Below are 19,921 nucleotides of genomic sequence, written 5' to 3'. Positions count from 1 at the left end.
GGGCCAATTTATGTCCCAGCCGCCGTCGTTTCCCTTCAGCCTGACCGGTATCGAGCTTGATCGTCACCAAGGGCTGAGCCGTCAGCTTTACGAGGCCATGCGCGTGCGTATTCTCGACGGGCGTTTGAGCAGCGGGACTCGGTTGCCTGCCAGCCGGGATCTGGCTCAATCCCTGGGCATTTCCCGCAATAGCGTGATGCGCGCTTACGACCAACTGTACGCAGAAGGCTTTACCCAAGGGCGAATCGGCGATGGGACTTATGTCGCCCGGTTATCCGGCTCTGCAATCCTTGGCAAAAAACTATCCACAAAAGTGTCCACAGGGTTACCAACAGCCTTACCCACAGGGTTATCCACAAAATCCGATTTATTAGCTGAAAATACAGCTGCTGAAGTTATCCACAGTCCGGCGGTCGAGCGGCTTGCACGCCATTACTTGAATCCTCCGCTGTCAGGCGCGCCTCGGGCGTTTCGAGTCGGTGTGCCCGCGTTCGATCTGTTCCCTTTTGCGACGTGGGGCAAGCTCTATTCAGCGTTTTGGCGTAAGCCTGACCTGGCCTTGCTCGGCTACGGCGAGGCCGCAGGTTATCCACTGCTACGTGAATTGATTGCGGTCTATCTGCGTACTTCGCGAGGCTTGCAATGCGCCGTTGAGCAAATAGTAATCACCAGTGGCGCACAGCAGGCGATAAGTCTTTGTGCACAGTTGCTGCTGGAGGAGGGCGACGGCGTTGCTATCGAAAATCCCGGATACCGTGCGGCAGGGCATGCCTTCGCGGTGGCGGGGGCGAAGTTGCACGGAATTGCGGTGGACGAGGAGGGCTTGTGTTGCCACGAGCTGGAGCGAAATCCCTGCAAACTTGCGTATGTCACGCCTTCGCATCAATACCCGACAGGTGTGGTCATGAGTCTTGCCCGGCGCTTGGAGTTGCTTGCCTGGGCCGAAAAAACACGAGGCTGGGTTGTCGAGGATGACTACGACGGCGAGTACCGCTACAGCGGTGCGCCCCTGGCACCTTTGGCGGCGCTGGACCGCAGTGGTCGGGTTTTATACGTCGGTACCTTCGGCAAAATTGCCTATCCCGGATTGCGTCTGGGTTACCTGGTGCTGCCTGCAGGTCTGGTTGAACCGTTCAGTCGGCGCCGTGCTGTGGACATGCGCCACTCTGAAGTCAGCACCCAGGCGGTGATGGCTGAGTTCATCGCGGCGGGGCACTTTCAGCGCCATATCCGCAGGATGCGCCGCGCTGCATTGAGCCGTCGCAACACCTTGTTGAGTCACTGGCCCGACGATATCCCTGGTTGCGCGGCGATGCCCAAAGTCGTCGCCGGACTGCATGTCGCGGTGAAGGTAGACAGCCAGGCGCGGGAGACAGAGCTGATTGAAAAAGCCAGTAGCGTCGACGTAGAGATCAGCCCGTTAAGCAGTTATTGGCTGCCTGAATCCAGCGAGCCAGTGGATAACAGGGCAGGGCTGGTACTGGGCTTTGCTGCGGTCCCGGAGGTGGACATCGTGGCAGCGCTGGAAAGGCTGAAACAGGTCTGGCGGGATTGACCGAGGTCAGCGCATACCCTGTGGGAGCGAATTCATTCGCGAAGAGGCCGGTACATTCACAGCGTTTGCGCCGTCAGGAATATCGCCATCCCGGATGAATCCGGTCCCGCGGGTTGAACTGTTTACCGATAGTTCGGCAGGCTGCTGAAAGCATGTGCGCGATATACTCGCCGCCATTACCCCTTTAAAACCGAGACTTCTCATGAGTACTTCTCTTGCTGCGGCACCGGCTCGCAAGCCCGGTGCGCCGCTTATTGCTACTTTTCTGTTGCTGTTCATCGCGATGTTTCTGCTGAGCAGCGTGGGTGTGCGTCAGGTGCTTCTGCTCATCGTTGGCGCGGCATTGGGTCTGACGCTGTACCACGCCGCTTTCGGTTTCACCTCTGCATGGCGGGTGTTCATTCGCGAGCGTCGTGGTGCTGGCTTGCGTGCGCAAATGGTCATGCTCGCTATCGCCGTGGTGCTGTTCTTCCCGGCGCTGGGTGCAGGTACGTTGTTTGGTCAGCCAGTCAATGGGCTGGTTGCGCCAGCAGGCGTATCGGTGGTGTTTGGTGCTTTCATCTTTGGCATCGGCATGCAACTGGGTGGCGGCTGTGCATCCGGGACCCTGTTCACTGCGGGCGGCGGTAACGCACGAATGCTGGTGACCCTGCTGTTCTTCATCCTCGGTTCGTTGATCGCGACGCATCACGTTGACTGGTGGTTTGCGCTGCCGTCTTTCCCTGCAACGTCCATCGTTAAAAGCTTTGGTGTGATCCCTGCGTTGCTGCTGAGCCTGGCAGTGTTCGCTGTTATTGCATTCGTCACTGTGCGTCTGGAAAAGCGTCGTCACGGCCAACTGGAATTAGCAGTGACAAGCGAATACGTCGGTTTGCGCCGGTTCCTGCACGGCCCATGGCCGCTGGTGTGGGGCGCGATTGGTCTGGCGCTGCTCAACTATGCGACCCTTGCACTGGCTGGTCGCCCATGGGGCATCACCTCGGCTTTTGCCTTGTGGGGCGCCAAGGTTGCAGGCTCGCTGGGTGTTGATGTCGGCAGTTGGGCGTTCTGGCAGATGCCGGCCAATGCCAAGGCTTTGGCTGCACCCGTGTGGGAAGACATCACCAGCGTGATGGACATCGGCATCATGATTGGTGCGTTGCTGGCCGCTGGTCTGGCAGGAAAATTCGCGCCGAACCTGAAAATTCCCGCTCGCTCCATCGTTGCGGCGGTGATTGGTGGTTTGCTGCTGGGTTACGGTTCGCGTCTGGCATACGGCTGCAACATTGGCGCGTACTTCAGTGGCATTGCTTCCGGCAGCCTGCATGGTTGGTTGTGGCTGGTGGCCGCGTATGTCGGGAACGTGGTTGGTGTGAGATTCCGCCCGTTCTTCTTTGCGGGTGAGAAGCCGCAGGTTGCGTTGAGCGGTTGCTGATCGACACCATTGACCTGCTGTAGCAAATCCTGTGGGAGCGAATTTATTCGCGAAGGCTTCACTCCAGGCGGTACATAGCCTGCGGATGCACCGGCCTCTTCGCGAATGAATTCGCTCCCACGGGATGTGTGTTTGCAGGCCAGCATAGAATCTCCCACAAGGGATCACTGCTCCAACTGCTCCCTCGCCAGCTGCACGATGTTCTCCACCGTAAAGCCAAACTTGGCCTGCAGTTTGTCGATGGGGGCCGAGGCGCCGAAAGTGTTCATCGTCACTTTGGCCCCGGTGTTGCCGACGTAGCGATCCCAACCCAACGGGCCTGCCTGCTCCACCGCCACCCTGGCGGTGACAGAGGGCGGGAATACGCTGTCGCGATAAGCCTGATCCTGATCTTCAAACAGCTCCCAACTCGGCATCGACACCACACGAGCGGCAACGCCTTGGGCTTTCAACTGTTCGAAAGCCTTCACGGCCAGGCCCACTTCACTGCCCGTAGCAATCAAAATCACCTCAGGTTCGCCGTCTTTCGCATCGGCTAGCACATAAGCGCCTTTCGCTAGCCCTTCTGCCGACGCGTATTGCGTGCGGTCCAGCGTGGGCAGCGGTTGTCGCGAGAGCACGATGCACGAAGGACGACTGGTTTGCGCCAAGGCGATTTTCCAGGCCTGTGCGGTTTCATTCGCATCACCGGGGCGCAGTGTCAGCAAGCCGGGCGTCGCGCGAAGCTGGGTCAACTGCTCGATAGGCTGGTGAGTTGGGCCGTCTTCGCCAACGCCGATAGAGTCATGGGTGAAAACGAAGATCACCGGCAATTCCATGATCGACGCCAGGCGAATCGGCGGCTTCATGTAGTCGCTGAACACCAGAAACGTCGAGGTATAAGGTCGGACATAGGACAGCGCCATGCCGTTGGCGATAGAACCCATGGCGTGTTCGCGAATACCGAAGTGCAAGTTGCGGCCGCTGTAATTTTCGGCGGAAAAACTCCCGGCCCCGTCGAACGTCAAGTTGGTTTTGGTCGAAGGTGACAAGTCAGCCGATCCGCCCAGCAACCACGGAATCTTCGCTGCAAAGGCATTGAGGACCTTGCCACCGGACGCGCGTGATGCGATGCCTTTGGCGTCGGTCTCGAAGGTTTGCAGGTTGTCCTGCCACTGCTCGGGCATTTCTCCGGCGCGCATGCGTTGCAGCTCATCGGCCAGATCTGCTTGTTCTTCTTCCAGCTTATTGAGCGCGCCCTGCCAGCTTTCATAATCGCTGGCGTTGCGCTCAATCAGGGCGTCGCGCAACCAGGTGCGCGCTTCGTCGGGCACCAGAAAGCTGGAGTTTTCATCCCAGCCATAGGCTTTCTTGGTCAGCTTGATTTCATCGTCACCCAAGGGCTCGCCATGGGCCGCTGCGGTGTTGTGTTTGTTTGGCGAGCCATAGCCGATCACGCTGTCGACCACGATCAGGGTCGGCGCGTCATCGGTGCGTTTGAACACCTCGATGGCGCGGGCCAGCGCTTCGGTGTCGTTGGCGTCGGCCACATGCAAAGTGTTCCAGCCGTAGCCTTCAAAGCGGGTTTGCACGTCTTCGCTGAAGGCCAGTTCGGTGTGGCCTTCGATGCTGATGGTGTTGTTGTCGTAGATCCAGCAGAGGTTGGCAAGCTTGAGATGCCCGGCCATGGACGCGGCTTCTGCGGTCACGCCCTCCATCATGTCGCCGTCGCCGCACAGCACATACACGTTGTAATCGAACAGCGTGCGCTGCGGCGCATTGAAACGTTCCCCCAGCCAGCGCTCGGCCATCGCCATACCGACGCTATTGGCGCAGCCCTGGCCGAGCGGGCCGGTGGTGGTTTCCACGCCTGTGGTCATGCGGTATTCCGGGTGGCCGGGGGTCTTTGAGTCCATCTGGCGAAACTGCTTGATGTCCTCCAGGCTCACGGCGGGTTTACCCGAAGGCTTGCCGTGCTCATCGATTTCCACGACCCCTGCCAGATGCAGCAGGGAGTACAGCAACATGGAGGCATGGCCGACCGACAGCACGAAGCGGTCGCGATTCGGCCAGTCCGGATGTTCAGGGTGGTAGCGCAGAAACTGGTTCCAGACGGTGTAGCCCACAGGGGCCAGCGCCATTGGTGTGCCAGGGTGGCCGGAGTTGGCCTTCTGCACGGCATCCATGGCCAGCGTGCGAATGGTGTTGATACAGAGTTGGTCGCGTGCGGTGCGTTGTTCGCTGGAAAAAGACGAGCCCATTGAATTTACCCTCAGTGACGTGCTGCTGAACATCCAGATAAGTGTGGAGCGCAGCCGAGGGCGGTTTGTTCCTTGTAATTTGAGGCTGTCCGATGGCCATTACGGCCCAACCTTAACTGAACATTAAACGGTTCAGCTTTTATGCGGTCGGTCGCGAACCATATACCTCAAAGGCATTCGAAGCAGGGAGCGGCGTGTATTACGCAGTAGCCCATGAGGTAATCGTTTTGAAGCAAGCCATCATCGACAAGTACCGATTTCTGATCAAAACCATTGGTTATGTGGGCTGGTCACTGTTCTGGCTGTTGCTGTGGGACATCGTGGTTACAGCCGACTTCATGCTCTTCCTGGAGCGCAAGATCAGTCTGCCCTCCATGCCGTTGACCTTGCTGGCGTCGGCCCTTGTTGTTCTCACCAGTTTCCGTAACTCCAGCGCCTACAACCGTTGGTGGGAAGCGCGCACCTTGTGGGGTGCGCTGGTTAACAACTCCCGCAGCTTCGCCCGTCAGGTGCTGACGCTGGTTGAGGATGACGGCGAGCTGAACCCCGTGAAAGCAGTGTTGCTGCGTCGCCATGTGGCCTTCGTGAAATGCCTGTCTGCGCATCTGAAGGGTGAATCCTGTGGCGACGAAGTACAGTCATTGATAACCCGCGAGGAATACGCACGCAGGCACGAAACCAACAACTTCCCCAACGACATACTTAATACGTCGGCTGCACTGTTGGCCAAAGAGTACAAGGCCGGCCGTCTGGACAGCATCCGTCTGGCGCGCCTCGAATCGACAATGGTGGAGCTCTCCAACTGCCAGGGCGGGATGGAGCGTATCGCCAACACGCCGCTGCCTTATCCCTACGTGGCGTTCCCGCGTTTGTTCATCAGCCTGTTCTGCGTAATCCTGCCGATTGGTCTGGTCGACACGTTGGGTTGGTACACCCCGCTGGCTTCAACCGTCGTCGGCTTCATGCTGCTGGCCATCGAAAAGATCGGCACCGACCTGCAAAGCCCATTCAAGGCCAGCGAGCATGAAATCCAGATGACCAAGCTGTGCGAAAACATCGAGCGCAACCTGGAGTCCATGCTTCGGGACGCGAAGGTTGAGAGTACGGTTTAACCGGAAAACGAACGCTCCAAATTGGTTTGAATTGGAATGCTATCCCTGTGGGAGCGGTGCTTGCCCGCGATAAGGCTGGACGCGATCTAAAGTGAACCGCGTCCAGCCTTATCGCGGGCAAGCACCGCTCCCACAAAGGCAATAACCTATTTAAAGCGTTTCAAGAAATCCGCCTCCAAAACGCATCTGCCTCGGCATTCCTGTTACCCCGCCAGCGCACCAGAATCACTTCAAGGTGGTCGGACTCCATCTCCGGATAAAGGCGCACCAACTCTTTTCGTTCGATCAACGGCGCAACCATGGTGTGTGGCATGCAGGCTACGCCGTGCCCGGCGGCGGCCATGGGTTTAAGGGCTTCCGATACGGTGGCTTCGAACACCCGGCGCAGGCGGTGCGGTTGCGGGTGGCGTTTGACCTGTTTGTGTGAGAGGTCATGCAGTTGCGCGCTACGGGCATAGGTCAGCCATGGGATGGGCGCATCGGAGTTGGCGCAGCGTGCCGCCACTTCTGGCGTTGCCACCCAGTACAGCTCGTCGTGGCCCAGCGACAGCTCTTCAAACTCGCTTTGTCGGGAATAGGGTTCGGTCTGGGCGTCGCGGTAGAACAGGATAAAGTCGCAACGGCCGGACATCAGCGCCATGTAGTAATCATCGGTACTGCGATAGCCCGTATCGATGCGGGTGAACATGGGCGACTCGGCGGACGAGAACTGACTAATCCAGTCCGGAAAGAAATTACAGCCCAAGGTATGCAGCGAGGCAAAGGTCAGGGGGCGGTCGATGATCTTCACGCTTTGCTCGCAATCGCGTGCCAGGCGCACCAGTTCCGAGGCATTGGGTAGTAAGGCTTCGCCAGCAGCGGTCAACCGAATGGGATTTTTGCTGCGATCTATCAGCGTCGCGCCCAAGCGGGTTTCCAGCAACTGGATGCGTCTGCTCAGCGCCGATTGCGATGAACCGCGCATGCTGGCAGCGGCGGTAAACTTGCCGGTATCGGCCAGGGCCAGAAAGTCTTCGTACCAATCGATATCCATAGTTATTCCAAAATTCGATAGCGCGACCAGCATAGTGGATCAACAGTCGCTAACGCATGCGGGTTTTGTATGGCTATTGTGCAGGTAATCGCCACCTGCCGATCCATCGTGGTTCATCCATAACTAGAAAAATCTGTCGTAGAAGGGGCAATGCTATGCAAAAACGGAATGGTCTTAAGACTTTCTTCAAGTCGTCAATGTTGCTGATCAGCCTGGTAGGTGCAGCGGCCGCGCAGGCCGGCGTGCTGGACAAGGTCAAGGCGCATGGCGCAGTACGTTGCGGCGTTGCCAGTGACAAACCAGGTTTTTCGTTGATTGATGACAAAGGCCAATGGACCGGCATGGATGTTGATCTCTGCCGTGGCGTAGCAGCCGCTGTGTTGGGCGACGCGAGCAAGGTTGAGTACATCGCGACCACCGGCAAGAACCGTTTCACTGCACTGGCCTCTGGCGAAATCGACGTGCTGTCCCGTGCGACGTCCTGGACGGCTGATCGCGTTGCCAGCCTTGGCGTTGATTTCACCACCGTCTGGTTCTACGACGGTCAGGGCTTCATGACCCACGCCAAAGATGGCATCGAGAAGCTGACTGACCTGGATGGCGCAACGTTTTGCCTGTCACCGGGCACCACGTCGGAACAGAACCTGGACGACTATTTCAGCCAGCGTGGCCTGACCTACAAGACCGTGATCATCGAGAAGAGCCCCGAGTTGTTCGCTGCCTTCCAGAGTGGTCGTTGCAACGCGATTTCCAATGACTTGTCGGGCCTGGCTTCGCGTCGTGCGGTGATGAACAACCCGCAAGACTATGCGTTGCTGCCTGAAGTGATCTCTAAAGAGCCATTGGGTGCGTACGTTGCTCAAGGCGATACCGTGTGGCGCAACATCGTGACCTGGACCGCCTATGCGCTGATGACTGCCGAAGAGTTCGGCATCACCTCGGCCAACGTCGATGAAATGCGCGCCAAGAAAGGCGGCTCGGCGGACGTAGCCCGTTTGCTGGGTACTGAAGGCACCGTAGGCAAGGCATTCGGTATGGATAACGACTGGGCGTATCGCGCCATCAAGCAGGTCGGCAATTACGCCGAAATCTACGACCGCAACCTCGGCGAGAAAACCATTCTGAATTTCCCTCGCGGCCTTAACCGCTCGTGGAAAGATCAGGGCCTGCTGTACGCGCCACCAATCCGCTGATCGCGTCACTCTCCAACGGAATTATCTTCATGTGGACCCAACGCTTGCAGAACGCTCGAGTGCTGAGCGTGCTGCAGCAAGGCCTGGTTCTGGCCATTGTTGCAGCTGTGTTTTACGTGCTGGCGCACAACGCCAGTCTCAATTTGAAAGCGCTGAACATTGCTTCCGGCTTTGACTTTCTGTCACAGCGTGCCGGTTACGACATCAGCTTCAAACTGATCGACTTCACCCCCAACGACAGCTACGGCCGTGCGTATCTGGTGGGATTGCTCAACACCTTGCTGGTCTCGGTAATGAGCGTTGTGACCGCCACCGTCGTGGGCGTGGCGTTGGGGCTGTGCAAGGTTTCCGAAAACTGGCTGATCAACCGTCTGGCCGGTGCGACTATCGAATTTCTGCGCAACGTGCCGCTGGTGGTACATCTGGTCTGGTGGTACGGCCTGGCGCTGGCGTTGCCCGGCGTAAGGCAGGCGGTTTCGATTTTTGATGTGGCTTATCTGAGCAACAGCGGTCTGATGTTGCCATGGCCCGAACAAGGCTCGCTGGTGGGTTGGGGCCTGGCTTTGATGGCATTGGGCGCTTTGCTCGGTTTGATCGCCTGTCGCTTTCGTGATGCCAAGGCCAAATGGCGCAGTTTTACGCCTCGACGCTGGCCGCTGCTATTGGCGGGCGCGGTGCTGTTGCCGCTGCTGGTGTATGCCCTGAGCGACGCGCACTGGCATTGGGAAGTCCCGGTTGCCAAAGGCTTCGGCTTCAAAGGTGGTGTAGCGCTGGTGCCGGAGCTGCTTGCCTTGTGGTTGGCGTTGTCTTTTTACAGCGCCAGTTACATTGCCGAAATTGTCCGTGGTGCCATCCAGTCGGTGCAGCGCGGCCAGTACGAAGCGGCCAAGGCACTGGGCTTCGAATACGGGCCGACCATGCGGCAGTTGATCGTCCCGCAAGCGATCTATCCGATGATCCCGCAGGTCACCAACACCTATCTGAACATCGTCAAGAACTCCTCCCTGGGCGTGGTCATCGGCTTCATGGAAATGGTCTCGTCGACCGGCGGGACCACCTTGAACCAGACCGGCCAGGCCATTGAGTGCATCGCGCTGGTGATGGGCACGTACTGCATCATGAGCCTGCTGATTTCCATTGCGATGAACATCTACAACCATCGCATCGGTCAGCGAGGTCATTGAGGATGAACATGATCAATCAAGCATCCCCTGCGCGCCTGCCGCCGACTAAACCGCTGCCGGTACGAGTTCGGGAGTGGACGCGTGAGCATCTGTTCCCAAGCGTCGGCCATGGTTTACTCACCGTTGCCGTGCTGGCGCTGCTGCTGTGGAGTATTCCGGCAGCGCTGAACTGGCTGGTGTTCGATGCCACGTTCGTCGGCACTGCGCGCACTGACTGCAACCCCCACGGCGCGTGCTGGCTGCCGATTACCCAGCGCTGGAACCTGTTCGTGTACGGCTTCTATCCGGAGGCTGAGCGCTGGCGGGTCAACCTGGCGCTGTTTTTGGCGGTTTTCGCTTTCGTGCTGCTGTTCTTCAAACGTCTGGATCGTCGCCTACTGATTGGATACCTGGCGCTACTGCCGGTGGTCATGTGGTGGTTGCTCAAAGGCGGCGCGGGTTTGCCGGAGATTTCGTCGACCAAGTTCGCGGGGATGATGGTGACGGTGTTTCTGGGCACGGTGGGCATGATCTTCGCGCTGCCGATCGGCATTTTGCTGGCCTTGGGGCGGCGCTCGAAGAAGCCTGTGATTCGCATCCTGAGCGTGATGTACATCGAGCTGGTGCGCTCTGTGCCGGTCATCTCGCTGCTGTTCATGGCCTCGCTGATGATCCAGCTGTTCCTGCCGCCGGGTTCTGCTTTCGACATCCTGCTGCGCGTGCAACTGGTGCTGATCCTGTTCACCGCCGCGTACATGGCCGAGACCTTGCGCGGTGGTTTGCAGAACCTGCCGAAGGGTCAATACGAAGCGGCTCAGGCGCTGGGTTTCGGCTACTGGAAAACCATGGGTCAGATTGTCCTGCCGCAAGTCTTGAAACAGTCGATTGCGCCGCTGCTGACGCAATTCATCGGCCTGTTCAAGGAAACCACGCTGGTCATGATCGTCGGCGTGCTGGACATCGTCGGCATCGCCATGAGCACCGCCGCCGCGCCGGAATGGGTGGGCTATGGCCACGAGATCTACATTTTCCTGGCGATCTACTTCTTCGTCGTCTGCTTCGCACTGTCGCGCTATGCCCGGCACCTTGAAAAGAAACTGGAACAGAACCGCTCATGACTGATCATCGCGAGGCTGACGCAGCCCCTATCGTGCGTATCGAGCAACTGAACAAATGGTATGGCCAATCCCACGTCCTGCGGGACATCTCGTTGTCGGTCAAACCGGGCGAGAAAGTGGTGATTTGCGGTCCTTCGGGTTCGGGCAAATCCACTTTGATTCGTTGCATCAATCAACTGGAACAGCATCAGCAAGGCACTATCGAAGTGCTCGGCGAAGTGCTCGACGGCAACGTGAAACGCCTGGAGCGCATTCGCCGACAAGTCGGCATGTGCTTCCAGCATTTCAACCTGTTCCCGCACCTCACGGTGCTGAAGAACTGTACGTTGCCACAGACTTCCAACCTCGGCGTGCCGGAGAAGGAAGCCATTGAGCGTGCTCTGGCCCTGCTGGACAAAGTGCGCATGCGCGATCACGCCAACAAGTTTCCATCGCAACTTTCCGGTGGCCAGCAGCAGCGCATCGCGATTGCCCGTGCGTTGTGCATGCAGCCCAAAGTCATGCTGTTCGATGAGCCGACTTCAGCGCTCGACCCGGAGATGATTGCCGAAGTACTGGAAGTCATGACTGGTCTGGCACAGGAAGGCATGACGATGATTTGCGTGACTCACGAAATGGGTTTTGCCCGCAAAGTCGCCGATCGTGTCGTGTTCATGGATCAGGGTGAAATCGTCGAGCAGGCGACACCGGATCGTTTCTTCTCAGCGCCGGAATCCGAGCGCACCCGTCGTTTCCTCAATCAGATCCTCGACCACGGAGTCCACGCGTGATGGCCAACCCTATTGCTATAGCTCTGCACGGTGGGGCGGGCGTACTGACTCCGGGTTTGCTGACGCCGGAAGACGAAACCGCCATTCACGAGGCTTTGTTACGTGCACTGAAAGCGGGTCTGACGTTGCTCGAGCAGGACGGCAGCAGCCTGGATGCAGTGCAGGCAGCGGTTATCGAGCTGGAAGAGTGCCCGTGGTTCAACGCCGGTAAAGGTGCCGTATTCACCCACACCGGTGATCACGAACTGGACGCGGCGATCATGCACGGCGCCAATCGTGAGGCGGGTGCTGTGGCAGGGATTCACTTTGTGCGTAACCCGATTCTTGCTGCGCGTGCAGTACTTGAGCACAGCGAGCATGTGTTGCTGGCGGGCGTCGGCGCTGACGCGTTTCTGGAAACACAGGATCTGGAGCGTGTGAGCAACGACTGGTACGACACCGACCTGCGTCGCCGTCAGTGGCAAACCCAGCTTCAACAACCTAATAGCGTCTCGCTGGAGCCAGGCGGCGTCGACAAGAAGTTCGGCACCGTGGGCGCAGTGGCTCTGGACCGTCACGGCCATGTGGCAGCAGCGACGTCTACTGGCGGGATTACCAACAAGCGTTTTGGACGTATCGGCGACTCGCCGTTGATTGGCTCCGGCACCTGGGCAGACGACCGCAGCGCAGCGATCTCTGCGACGGGCCATGGCGAATACTTCATTCGCACGGTGGTGGCCCACAACATTGCATCCCGAGTGTTGCTGACTGGCGAAACGCTCAACACGGCCTGCGACACAGTCGTGTCAGGTGAGTTGAAAGCCATGGGTGGCAACGGTGGCGTGATTGCCGTATCGCCAACCGGCGAAACCGCATTGAGCTTCAATACACCGGGCATGTACCGCGCGTGGCGTGATGATCAGGGTGGTTTGCATACTGCGATTTATGCGGCGGATGATCGTCTGCATCTGGCTTAAAGTTGATCTTTTGGCCACAGGCGCTGCAAACGTCTGGTTTGAAATGACATTCACTGTGGGAGCGAATTCATTCGCGAAGAGGGCGTCCTGAAAAGTATCTGGGTCTGACACACCGCTTTCGCGAATGAATTCGCTCCCACAGGTTCGAGTGTTCGCCGCGCTTAACGCAGCTCCCCGCACAGGTCCACTTCAACCAGGCGCCGCACTTCATCGAGTGGCAAGCCTGCACCCAGCAACAGATGCAGCTTGCCCAGCGCTGCTTCGCGGGTCATGCCGCCTCCGGACAGCACGCCTGCACCGCGCAGGCGGCTTCCCGCTTCGTAGACGTCCAGTTCCACGCCGCCTTCATGGCACTGCGTGATTGCAACCACGCAGATGCCTTGTTGGTGGGCGCGTTCCAGGCTGTTCAGGAAAGCCGGGTCATCGCTGGGGCCGGTGCCGCTGCCGAAGCATTCAAGCACCAGACCCTGAACGCCGCTGTTGATAACAGCGTTCAACTGGGCTGCGCCGATACCCGGAAACAGCGGCAGGATGGCCACACTGGCCGCGACTTTAGGCAGGCGATAATCCAGCTGCGCAGAGTGCGCAGTCGGTGTTTCGCCGCTGTGGGCGCGGTTAAGTGCTGCGAACGGATGGCGACCGAAGCTGCGGACTTTTGCGCAGCGGGTCGGTGCCAGCAATTCACCGTGGAAGTACAAATGCACGCCCGACGTCAGACCTTTACCCAGCGCGACCAGTGAGCCATTGACGTTTTCCCAGGCATCGCTGTCCGGGACGCCAGCAGGCAGCATTGAGCCGGTAAACAGCACCGGTGCACGAAGCCCCAGCAACTGAAAGCTCATGGCTGCGGCGCTGTACGCCAGTGTGTCAGTGCCGTGAAGGATCAACACCGCGTCGCAACCCTCGACATCAACGGCGTCGATGACTGCTTCGCGCAGACGCAGCCAGTAAGCCGGTGTCATGTTGGCGCTGTCGATCAGCGGTGCCATCTCACGAAAGCGCCATTCAGGCACCACCAGATCAGGCAATTCGGCCAGTTGCCCGGCCATGCGTGCCTCGAAACCCGATGCAGGCGCCAGCCCGTTGGCGCTGGCCTGCATGCCGATGGTGCCGCCGGTATAAAGAACCATCACTCGCTGAGCGGGTTGTGGCTGTTCATGAGTCATGGTTCTTCTCCGGTATGACAGTCGCTATCAGGCTTGAGTAGCAGGCTTTGCTGAGGCCTCAACCGGGTTGACCGGTGTCTGGTCAGGGTTGGCAGGCCATGCGGTGCGGTCCAGATCCAGATCCGGGAACTGGCTCGAATCGAATACTGGAGTCTTGATGCCCGCCTTACGTTGCGCATCGTAGTCGCGCAGGATGCGCATGGCGACTTTGAACAACATTGCCAGAGCGATCAAGTTAACGAAGGCCAGCAGCGTCATGGTGATGTCGGCGAAGGCGAACACGGTGTTGAGATCAACGACGGCACCCCAGAGGATCAGCACCAGCACGAAAACCCGATAGCCGACGATGGCTTTCTTGCTCTCGCCCACCAGGAAACGCAGGCTGTTTTCGCCCAGGTAGTAGTTGTAGAGAATCGAAGTGAAGACGAACAGCGCCAACGCAACGCTGATGAAGATACGACCCCAGTCACCGACGACTGCTGCCAGCGAGTTCTGTGCCAGAACGATACCGTTGCCGCTGTAGCCCACGTCGTAGATGCCCGAGAGCAGAATAAGCAACGCGGTGCAGGTGCAGATCACGAAGGTGTCGAGGAACACGCTGAATGCCTGAACCACACCTTGTGAAATCGGGTGTTCAACCTGTGCAACGGCGGCCACGTTCGGCGCACTGCCCAGACCGGCTTCGTTTGCGAACACGCCGCGTTTCACGCCCATGACGATTGCGCTGCCGATCAGGCCGCCAAACACCGGGTCCAGACCAAATGCGCTTTTGACGATGGTCGCCAGCATGGCTGGAACGTGGTCGATCTGCAGGACGATGACGTAGATGGTCACAGCGATGTAGATCAGGGTCTTGACCGGTACCAGCAGGTCCGAGATCGCCGCGATACGCTTGATGCCACCGACGAATGCAAGGCCCAGGAGCACCACCAGGCAGATGCCGGTGGTCATGGTGTCGATGCCGAACGCGCCTTTGAGGGAGTCGGTTACCGCGTGGGATTGCAGGCCGTTGAAGGCAAAACCGAAGGTCACCAGCAGCAACACTGCCATGACCATCCCCAACCAGCGCTTACCCAGACCATGCTGAATGTAATACGCCGGACCGCCACGGAATTGGCCTTCGGAGTCTTTGCGTTTGTACAACTGAGCGAGGGAACACTCGATGAAGCTGCTGGCCATGCCCACCAGTGCGGTGACCCACATCCAGAACACGGCGCCCGGGCCACCGAGTGTCACGGCAATACCGACACCGGCAATGTTGCCTGCACCGACACGTCCGGCAAGGCTGAGCATCAATGCCTGGAAGGAACTGAGCTGGCCGGTGCTGTTGCGTAAACTATCCCTGAAAACAGCGAACATGTGGAAAAAGTGGCGAAACTGGACGAAACGCGAACGAATCGTGAAATAACCGCCGAGCCCTACGATCAGTACGATCAGCACTTTGCCCGAAAGGAAGTCGTTAATGACTTCAAGCATTGGAGAATCCTCGCTGTTGTTTTTAGGGGGCGCGCACTATACCGGTGCGCTCGTCTTGCGTCTGCAATACTTTTCCTTTCCAGTGCAGCGATACGTCCTTGTTGTTTTTGGCAGTGGGCGTTTTGCAGGTAAAAAAAAGGGTCCGGAGAGAATCATCTCGGGACCCCCAAAAGGGAGAGGAGTGTCTAGTCCCTCAACCTGGTGAGCTTGTGGCAATCGTGCAATTCATCACGCCTTCAACGGGACCAGACGTGGAGCAATCATGTTTTCCGGCCGCAGGATATCGTCGAGCATGGCGTCGTCCAGCAAGCCTTCTTCGCGAACCAGTTCCAGTACGCCGCGGCCGGTTTCCAAGGCGATACGGGCGATACGGGTGGCGTTTTCATAACCGATGTACGGGTTCAGTGCGGTGACCAGTCCGATGGAGTGCTCGACCAGTTCGCGGCAGCGTGTTTCGTTGGCGGTGATGCCGACGATGCAGTGCTCGCGCAGCATGTCCATGGCGCGTTGCAGCAGGCGGATCGAATCGAAAATCTTGTAAGCGATCAGCGGCTCCATCACGTTGAGCTGCAATTGACCGCCTTCGGCGGCCATGGTCAGTGCCAGGTCGTTGCCGATGATTTCGAAGGCAACCATGTTGACCGCTTCCGGGATAACCGGGTTGACCTTGCCAGGCATGATCGAGCTGCCTGGCTGGCGCGCTGGCAGGTTGATTTCGTTGATGCCGGTGCGTGGGCCGCTGGACAGCAGGCGCAGGTCGTTACAGATCTTCGACAGTTTGACGGCGGTACGCTTGAGCATGCCGGAGAACAGCACGAAGGCGCCCATGTCGGAAGTGGCTTCGATCAGGTCAGCCGCCGGCACCAGTGGTTGGCCGCTGATGATCGCCAGACGGTCAACGGCAAGCTTCTGGTAGCCAGGGTCGGCGTTGATGCCAGTACCGATGGCGGTGCCGCCCAGGTTCACTTCGGTCAGCAATTCTGGTGCGAGGCTGCGCAGACGGTTCAGGTCTTCGGTGAGCGTGGTGGCGAAGGCGCGGAATTCCTGACCGAGGGTCATCGGCACAGCGTCCTGCAACTGGGTACGGCCCATTTTCAGTACGTGGTTGAATTCCTGGCCTTTGGCGGCGAACGCCTGAATCAGGCTGTCGAGGCTGGCCAGCAGGGCGTCGTGACCCAGCAGCAAACCCAGACGAATAGCGGTCGGGTAGGCGTCGTTGGTCGATTGAGCCATGTTGACATCGTTGTTCGGGTGCAGCTGTTTGTAATCGCCTTTTTCCAGGCCCATTGCTTCGAGGGCAATGTTGGCGATCACTTCGTTGGCATTCATGTTGGTTGAAGTGCCAGCGCCGCCTTGAATCATGTCCACCACGAAGTGCTCGTGGAAATCACCGCGGATCAGACGCGCACACGCTTCGCTGATGGCGGCGTGCTTGGTCGCATTGAGGTGGCCCAACTGATGGTTTGCATCAGCGGCTGCCTGTTTGACCATCGCCAGGCCGACAACCAGCTTCGGGTAGTGGGAAAGCGGAACGCCGGAAAGGTGAAAATTGTTCACCGCCCGCAACGTCTGAATACCGTAATACGCGTCAGCAGGTACTTCGAGAACACCAAGCAGGTCTTTTTCGATGCGCGATGATGCAGGCGAGGACATGATAGAGATAGTCTCAAGAGAGGCACGGACAATGCCGGAACGCCGCCGATACTGGTCTCAACGGCGATTTTTGACCAATGCTGTTGCATACTGGGCCATGCCGAAACGGCATAATGCGGACGTGACGCGATGAGTGTTACTGGCGTGTATATACATTTGCGGCGGTTAGCAGGGTCTCTGTAGGAGCGGTGTTTGTGGGAGCGGTGCTTGCCCGCGATAGTGACAACGAGTTCTAACATGAACCCGCGTCCAGCCTTATCGCGGGCAAGCACCGCTCCCACAGAATTCACTCCAGGTCAGATGAAGATGAATAGGGTCGCAGATAAGAGGACAACATGAATCTGGAAAGCAAATGGCTGGAAGACTTCAGTGCGCTGGCCTCTACGCGCAGTTTTTCCCAGGCGGCGGAGAAGCGTTTTGTGACGCAACCGGCTTTCAGTCGGCGTATTCGCAGCCTTGAAGCGGCGCTAGGGCTGACGCTGGTCAATCGCTCGCGTACGCCCATCGAGCTGACGGCGGCTGGCCAGTTGTTTCTGGTCACGGCGCGTACCGTGGTCGAGCAACTGGGTGAGGTGCTGCGTCACTTGCATCATCTGGAGGGCGGGCAGGGCGAGGTCATGCAGGTTGCAGCGGCACACTCCTTGGCGCTGGGCTTCTTCCCACGATGGATTGCCCGGTTGCGCAACGAAGGCCTGAATATCGCCACGCGGTTGGTTGCCACTAACGTTGGCGACGCGGTGCATGCCTTGCGCGAAGGTGGCTGCGATCTGATGCTGGCCTTCTACGATCCGGACGCTGCCCTGCAGATGGACCCGGAAATCTTCCCGTCGCTGCATCTGGCCCACACCGAAATGCTACCGGTCTGTGCGGCTGACGAGAGCGGCCAGCCGTTGTTTAGTCTGGAGGATGGTAGCAGCGTGCCGCTTCTGGCCTACAGCGCGGGTGCCTTTCTAGGCCGTTCGGTGAACTTGTTGCTGCGCCAGCGAAACCTGCGCTTCACCACGGTCTATGAAACGGCCATGGCCGACAGCTTGAAGAGCATGGCACTGGAAGGTCTGGGCATCGCCTGGGTACCCCGGCTAAGTGTGCGTGCCGAGTTGGCCCGCGGCGAACTGGTCGAATGCGGCGGTTCACAATGGCATATCCCGCTGGAGATCCGCCTGTATCGCTGCGCGCTGGTGCGCAAGGCCAACGTGCGCTTGTTGTGGCGCAAGCTTGAGAGCGCTGCCACGCCCGATGGTGCTTGACTCGCAAGTCAGCAAATACGTGCTTCACAGCTCACAAGTAGCCTGTAAGACAGATGGTCGTGGGGGGTGCTTTAAACGCTTCTCTTTGGGGTATACTGCGCGGCCTTTGGCCGGCTCGACCGGTCATTATTCGTACAGCAAGCCACGCCGGTCCTCCCGCGTGGCTTGTTTGTTTTTTGATGCGCCTGCGGGCGCCCGATGAGAGGCACGACGATGAGCGCACTGGTTGGCGTGATCATGGGCTCCAAGTCCGATTGGTCCACCCTTAGCCACACCGCCGATATGCTGGAAAAGCTCGGCATTCCGTACGAAGTGAAAGTGGTGTCTGCGCACCGCACTCCGGACTTGCTGTTCCAGTATGCCGAACAGGCTGAAGCACGCGGTATTGAAGTGATCATCGCCGGTGCTGGCGGTGCTGCTCACTTGCCGGGCATGTGTGCGGCCAAGACCCACCTGCCGGTACTGGGCGTTCCGGTCCAGTCCTCCATGCTGTCGGGCGTCGACTCGTTGCTGTCCATCGTGCAGATGCCTGCCGGTATTCCGGTTGCGACCCTCGCCATCGGCAAGGCCGGTGCGATCAACGCAGCGCTGCTCTCTGCCAGCATCCTGGGCGCCAAGCATCCACAATTCCACGCAGTGTTGAAGAAATTCCGCACTGAGCAGACAGACAGCGTTCTGGACAATCCAGACCCGCGCGACGCCTGAGGTTTTGCAATGAAGATCGGTGTAATCGGTGGCGGCCAGCTAGGTCGCATGTTGGCCCTGGCGGGAACCCCGCTGGGGATGAACTTCGCCTTTCTGGACCCCGCGCCAGACGCGTGCGCAGCCGCATTGGGCGAACATCTGCGTGCCGATTACGGCGATCAGGATCATCTGCGTCAGCTGGCTGATGAAGTGGATCTGGTGACCTTCGAGTTCGAAAGCGTACCTGCAGAAACCGTGGCGTTCCTGTCGCAGTTCGTGCCGGTTTATCCGAGCGCGGAAGCGCTGCGCATCGCCCGTGATCGCTGGTTCGAAAAAAGCATGTTCAAGGACCTGGGCATACCGACGCCCGAGTTCGCCGACATTCAATCCCAGGCTGATCTGGATGCTGCAGTCGCCGCTATCGGCCTGCCTGCAGTGCTCAAGACACGTACCCTGGGTTACGACGGCAAGGGCCAGAAAGTCCTGCGCACCGCAGCTGACGTCGAAGGTACTTTCGCGGAACTGGGCAGCGTTGCCTGCCTGCTGGAAGGGTTTGTGCCGTTCACCGGTGAAGTGTCGTTGATCGCCGTGCGCGCTCGCGACGGGGAAACCCGTTTCTACCCGCTGGTGCACAACACCCACGACAACGGCATCCTGCGTATCTCCATTGCCAGCACCGATCACCCGCTGCAAGCCCTGGCTGAAGATTACGCAGGTCGTGTGCTCAAGCAGCTCGATTACGTTGGCGTGCTGGCCTTCGAGTTCTTTGAAGTCGATGGCGGCCTGAAAGCCAACGAAATCGCGCCTCGCGTGCACAACTCAGGACACTGGACCACCGAAGGTGCCGAATGCAGCCAGTTCGAAAACCACCTGCGGGCGGTTGCGGGCTTGCCGCTGGGGTCGACGGCCAAGGTGGGGGAGAGCGCAATGCTCAACTTCATCGGTGAAGTGCCGGCTGTGGATAAAGTGACCGCTATTGATGATTGCCACCTGCATCACTACGGCAAAGCGTTCAAAGCAGGCCGTAAAGTGGGCCACGCCACCGTGCGCAGCGCAGACCGCGCAACGCTGGATCGCCAGGTGAAGCTGGTTGAGGCGTTGATCAAAAACTGATCAAGACGCCCTTGTAGGAGCTGCCGAA

Annotated in this window: 16 protein-coding genes; 11 read left to right on the top strand and 5 right to left on the bottom strand. The window is 58.8% G+C overall.

The features are described from left to right. The first annotated feature begins 10 nt into the window (after positions 1 to 10). Complete coding sequence (locus tag EE949_RS27330; RefSeq protein WP_122667141.1) at positions 11 to 1,555, top strand: PLP-dependent aminotransferase family protein; 1,545 nt, start codon at positions 11 to 13, stop codon at positions 1,553 to 1,555. Positions 1,556 to 1,757: 202 nt separating this feature from the next. Beyond that, the gene (locus EE949_RS27325) at positions 1,758 to 2,969 is read left to right on the top strand and encodes a YeeE/YedE family protein (RefSeq protein ID WP_122667140.1); all 1,212 of its coding nucleotides are present in this window, start codon (positions 1,758 to 1,760) and stop codon (positions 2,967 to 2,969) included. 164 nt (positions 2,970 to 3,133) lie between these two features. Here EE949_RS27325 and tkt read toward each other — a convergent pair whose 3' ends face one another. Next, positions 3,134 to 5,209 (bottom strand): transketolase, encoded by a 2,076-nt coding sequence (gene tkt, locus EE949_RS27320; RefSeq protein WP_122667139.1) that lies wholly within the window; start codon positions 5,207 to 5,209, stop codon positions 3,134 to 3,136. Positions 5,210 to 5,436: 227 nt separating this feature from the next. Here tkt and EE949_RS27315 point away from each other — a divergent pair, with 227 nt between their 5' ends. Continuing rightward, the gene (locus tag EE949_RS27315; RefSeq protein ID WP_122667138.1) at positions 5,437 to 6,321 is read left to right on the top strand and encodes a bestrophin family protein; all 885 of its coding nucleotides are present in this window, start codon (positions 5,437 to 5,439) and stop codon (positions 6,319 to 6,321) included. Positions 6,322 to 6,481: 160 nt separating this feature from the next. On the opposite strand, the gene EE949_RS27310 is transcribed toward EE949_RS27315, so the two are convergent. Next, positions 6,482 to 7,354, bottom strand: a complete 873-nt coding sequence (locus EE949_RS27310; protein ID WP_099270115.1) for a LysR family transcriptional regulator — start codon at positions 7,352 to 7,354, stop codon at positions 6,482 to 6,484. 197 nt (positions 7,355 to 7,551) lie between these two features. On the opposite strand from EE949_RS27310, the gene EE949_RS27305 reads away from it, so the two are divergent. Genes EE949_RS27305 through EE949_RS27285 form a run of 5 tightly spaced genes read left to right on the top strand, consistent with a single transcriptional unit; the run spans position 7,552 to position 12,554 of the window. Further along, positions 7,552 to 8,547, top strand: a complete 996-nt coding sequence (locus tag EE949_RS27305) for an amino acid ABC transporter substrate-binding protein (protein WP_122667137.1) — start codon at positions 7,552 to 7,554, stop codon at positions 8,545 to 8,547. 29 nt (positions 8,548 to 8,576) lie between these two features. Further along, positions 8,577 to 9,731 (top strand): amino acid ABC transporter permease, encoded by a 1,155-nt coding sequence (locus tag EE949_RS27300; RefSeq protein ID WP_122667136.1) that lies wholly within the window; start codon positions 8,577 to 8,579, stop codon positions 9,729 to 9,731. Between the two features lie 8 nt (positions 9,732 to 9,739). Beyond that, positions 9,740 to 10,828, top strand: coding sequence for an amino acid ABC transporter permease (locus EE949_RS27295; RefSeq protein WP_240350462.1), 1,089 nt, complete (start codon positions 9,740 to 9,742; stop codon positions 10,826 to 10,828). Further along, positions 10,825 to 11,598, top strand: coding sequence for an amino acid ABC transporter ATP-binding protein (locus EE949_RS27290; protein WP_122667134.1), 774 nt, complete (start codon positions 10,825 to 10,827; stop codon positions 11,596 to 11,598). The genes EE949_RS27295 and EE949_RS27290 overlap by 4 nt, the downstream gene beginning before the upstream one ends. Further along, complete coding sequence (locus tag EE949_RS27285; protein ID WP_122667133.1) at positions 11,598 to 12,554, top strand: isoaspartyl peptidase/L-asparaginase family protein; 957 nt, start codon at positions 11,598 to 11,600, stop codon at positions 12,552 to 12,554. Before EE949_RS27290 ends, EE949_RS27285 begins: the two co-directional genes overlap by 1 nt. A gap of 161 nt (positions 12,555 to 12,715) precedes the next feature. On the opposite strand, the gene EE949_RS27280 is transcribed toward EE949_RS27285, so the two are convergent. The 3 genes from EE949_RS27280 to EE949_RS27270 all read right to left on the bottom strand — a co-directional run bounded on the left by EE949_RS27280 (position 12,716) and on the right by EE949_RS27270 (position 16,849). Beyond that, on the bottom strand, positions 12,716 to 13,720 hold the full coding sequence (locus EE949_RS27280; protein WP_122667132.1) for an asparaginase: 1,005 nt from the start codon (positions 13,718 to 13,720) through the stop codon (positions 12,716 to 12,718). A gap of 27 nt (positions 13,721 to 13,747) precedes the next feature. After that, positions 13,748 to 15,196, bottom strand: coding sequence for an alanine/glycine:cation symporter family protein (locus EE949_RS27275; RefSeq protein WP_122667131.1), 1,449 nt, complete (start codon positions 15,194 to 15,196; stop codon positions 13,748 to 13,750). Between the two features lie 228 nt (positions 15,197 to 15,424). Then, positions 15,425 to 16,849 (bottom strand): aspartate ammonia-lyase, encoded by a 1,425-nt coding sequence (locus EE949_RS27270; protein ID WP_122667130.1) that lies wholly within the window; start codon positions 16,847 to 16,849, stop codon positions 15,425 to 15,427. A gap of 335 nt (positions 16,850 to 17,184) precedes the next feature. Here EE949_RS27270 and EE949_RS27265 point away from each other — a divergent pair, with 335 nt between their 5' ends. The 3 genes from EE949_RS27265 (at position 17,185) to EE949_RS27255 (ending at position 19,893) form a co-directional block, all read left to right on the top strand. Further along, positions 17,185 to 18,096 (top strand): LysR substrate-binding domain-containing protein, encoded by a 912-nt coding sequence (locus EE949_RS27265; RefSeq protein ID WP_122667129.1) that lies wholly within the window; start codon positions 17,185 to 17,187, stop codon positions 18,094 to 18,096. A 213-nt stretch (positions 18,097 to 18,309) separates the two neighbouring features. Beyond that, positions 18,310 to 18,801, top strand: a complete 492-nt coding sequence (gene purE, locus EE949_RS27260; RefSeq protein ID WP_027902272.1) for a 5-(carboxyamino)imidazole ribonucleotide mutase — start codon at positions 18,310 to 18,312, stop codon at positions 18,799 to 18,801. A 9-nt stretch (positions 18,802 to 18,810) separates the two neighbouring features. Beyond that, positions 18,811 to 19,893: a 5-(carboxyamino)imidazole ribonucleotide synthase gene (locus EE949_RS27255; protein WP_027902271.1), complete on the top strand. Its 1,083-nt coding sequence runs from the start codon at positions 18,811 to 18,813 to the stop codon at positions 19,891 to 19,893. The last annotated feature ends 28 nt before the right edge of the window (positions 19,894 to 19,921 follow it).

This window comes from Pseudomonas viridiflava (assembly GCF_900602065.1).
Taxonomy (GTDB): Bacteria; Pseudomonadota; Gammaproteobacteria; order Pseudomonadales; family Pseudomonadaceae; genus Aquipseudomonas.
This window is presented reverse-complemented; position numbering and strand designations above follow the sequence as displayed.

Bases quoted from the DNA above. Each gene is read 5' to 3' on its own strand.
- EE949_RS27265 (WP_122667129.1), top strand. From the start codon at position 17,185: ATGAATCTGGAAAGCAAATGGCTGGAAGACTTCAGTGCGCTGGCCTCT.
- EE949_RS27325 (WP_122667140.1), top strand. From the start codon at position 1,758: ATGAGTACTTCTCTTGCTGCGGCACCGGCTCGCAAGCCCGGTGCGCCG.
- EE949_RS27270 (WP_122667130.1), bottom strand. From the start codon at position 16,849: ATGTCCTCGCCTGCATCATCGCGCATCGAAAAAGACCTGCTTGGTGTT.
- EE949_RS27305 (WP_122667137.1), top strand. From the start codon at position 7,552: ATGTTGCTGATCAGCCTGGTAGGTGCAGCGGCCGCGCAGGCCGGCGTG.
- EE949_RS27290 (WP_122667134.1), top strand. From the start codon at position 10,825: ATGACTGATCATCGCGAGGCTGACGCAGCCCCTATCGTGCGTATCGAG.
- EE949_RS27300 (WP_122667136.1), top strand. From the start codon at position 8,577: ATGTGGACCCAACGCTTGCAGAACGCTCGAGTGCTGAGCGTGCTGCAG.
- EE949_RS27295 (WP_240350462.1), top strand. From the start codon at position 9,740: ATGATCAATCAAGCATCCCCTGCGCGCCTGCCGCCGACTAAACCGCTG.
- purE (WP_027902272.1), top strand. From the start codon at position 18,310: ATGAGCGCACTGGTTGGCGTGATCATGGGCTCCAAGTCCGATTGGTCC.
- tkt (WP_122667139.1), bottom strand. From the start codon at position 5,209: ATGGGCTCGTCTTTTTCCAGCGAACAACGCACCGCACGCGACCAACTC.
- EE949_RS27330 (WP_122667141.1), top strand. From the start codon at position 11: ATGTCCCAGCCGCCGTCGTTTCCCTTCAGCCTGACCGGTATCGAGCTT.
- EE949_RS27255 (WP_027902271.1), top strand. From the start codon at position 18,811: ATGAAGATCGGTGTAATCGGTGGCGGCCAGCTAGGTCGCATGTTGGCC.
- EE949_RS27285 (WP_122667133.1), top strand. From the start codon at position 11,598: ATGGCCAACCCTATTGCTATAGCTCTGCACGGTGGGGCGGGCGTACTG.
- EE949_RS27310 (WP_099270115.1), bottom strand. From the start codon at position 7,354: ATGGATATCGATTGGTACGAAGACTTTCTGGCCCTGGCCGATACCGGC.
- EE949_RS27275 (WP_122667131.1), bottom strand. From the start codon at position 15,196: ATGCTTGAAGTCATTAACGACTTCCTTTCGGGCAAAGTGCTGATCGTA.
- EE949_RS27280 (WP_122667132.1), bottom strand. From the start codon at position 13,720: ATGACTCATGAACAGCCACAACCCGCTCAGCGAGTGATGGTTCTTTAT.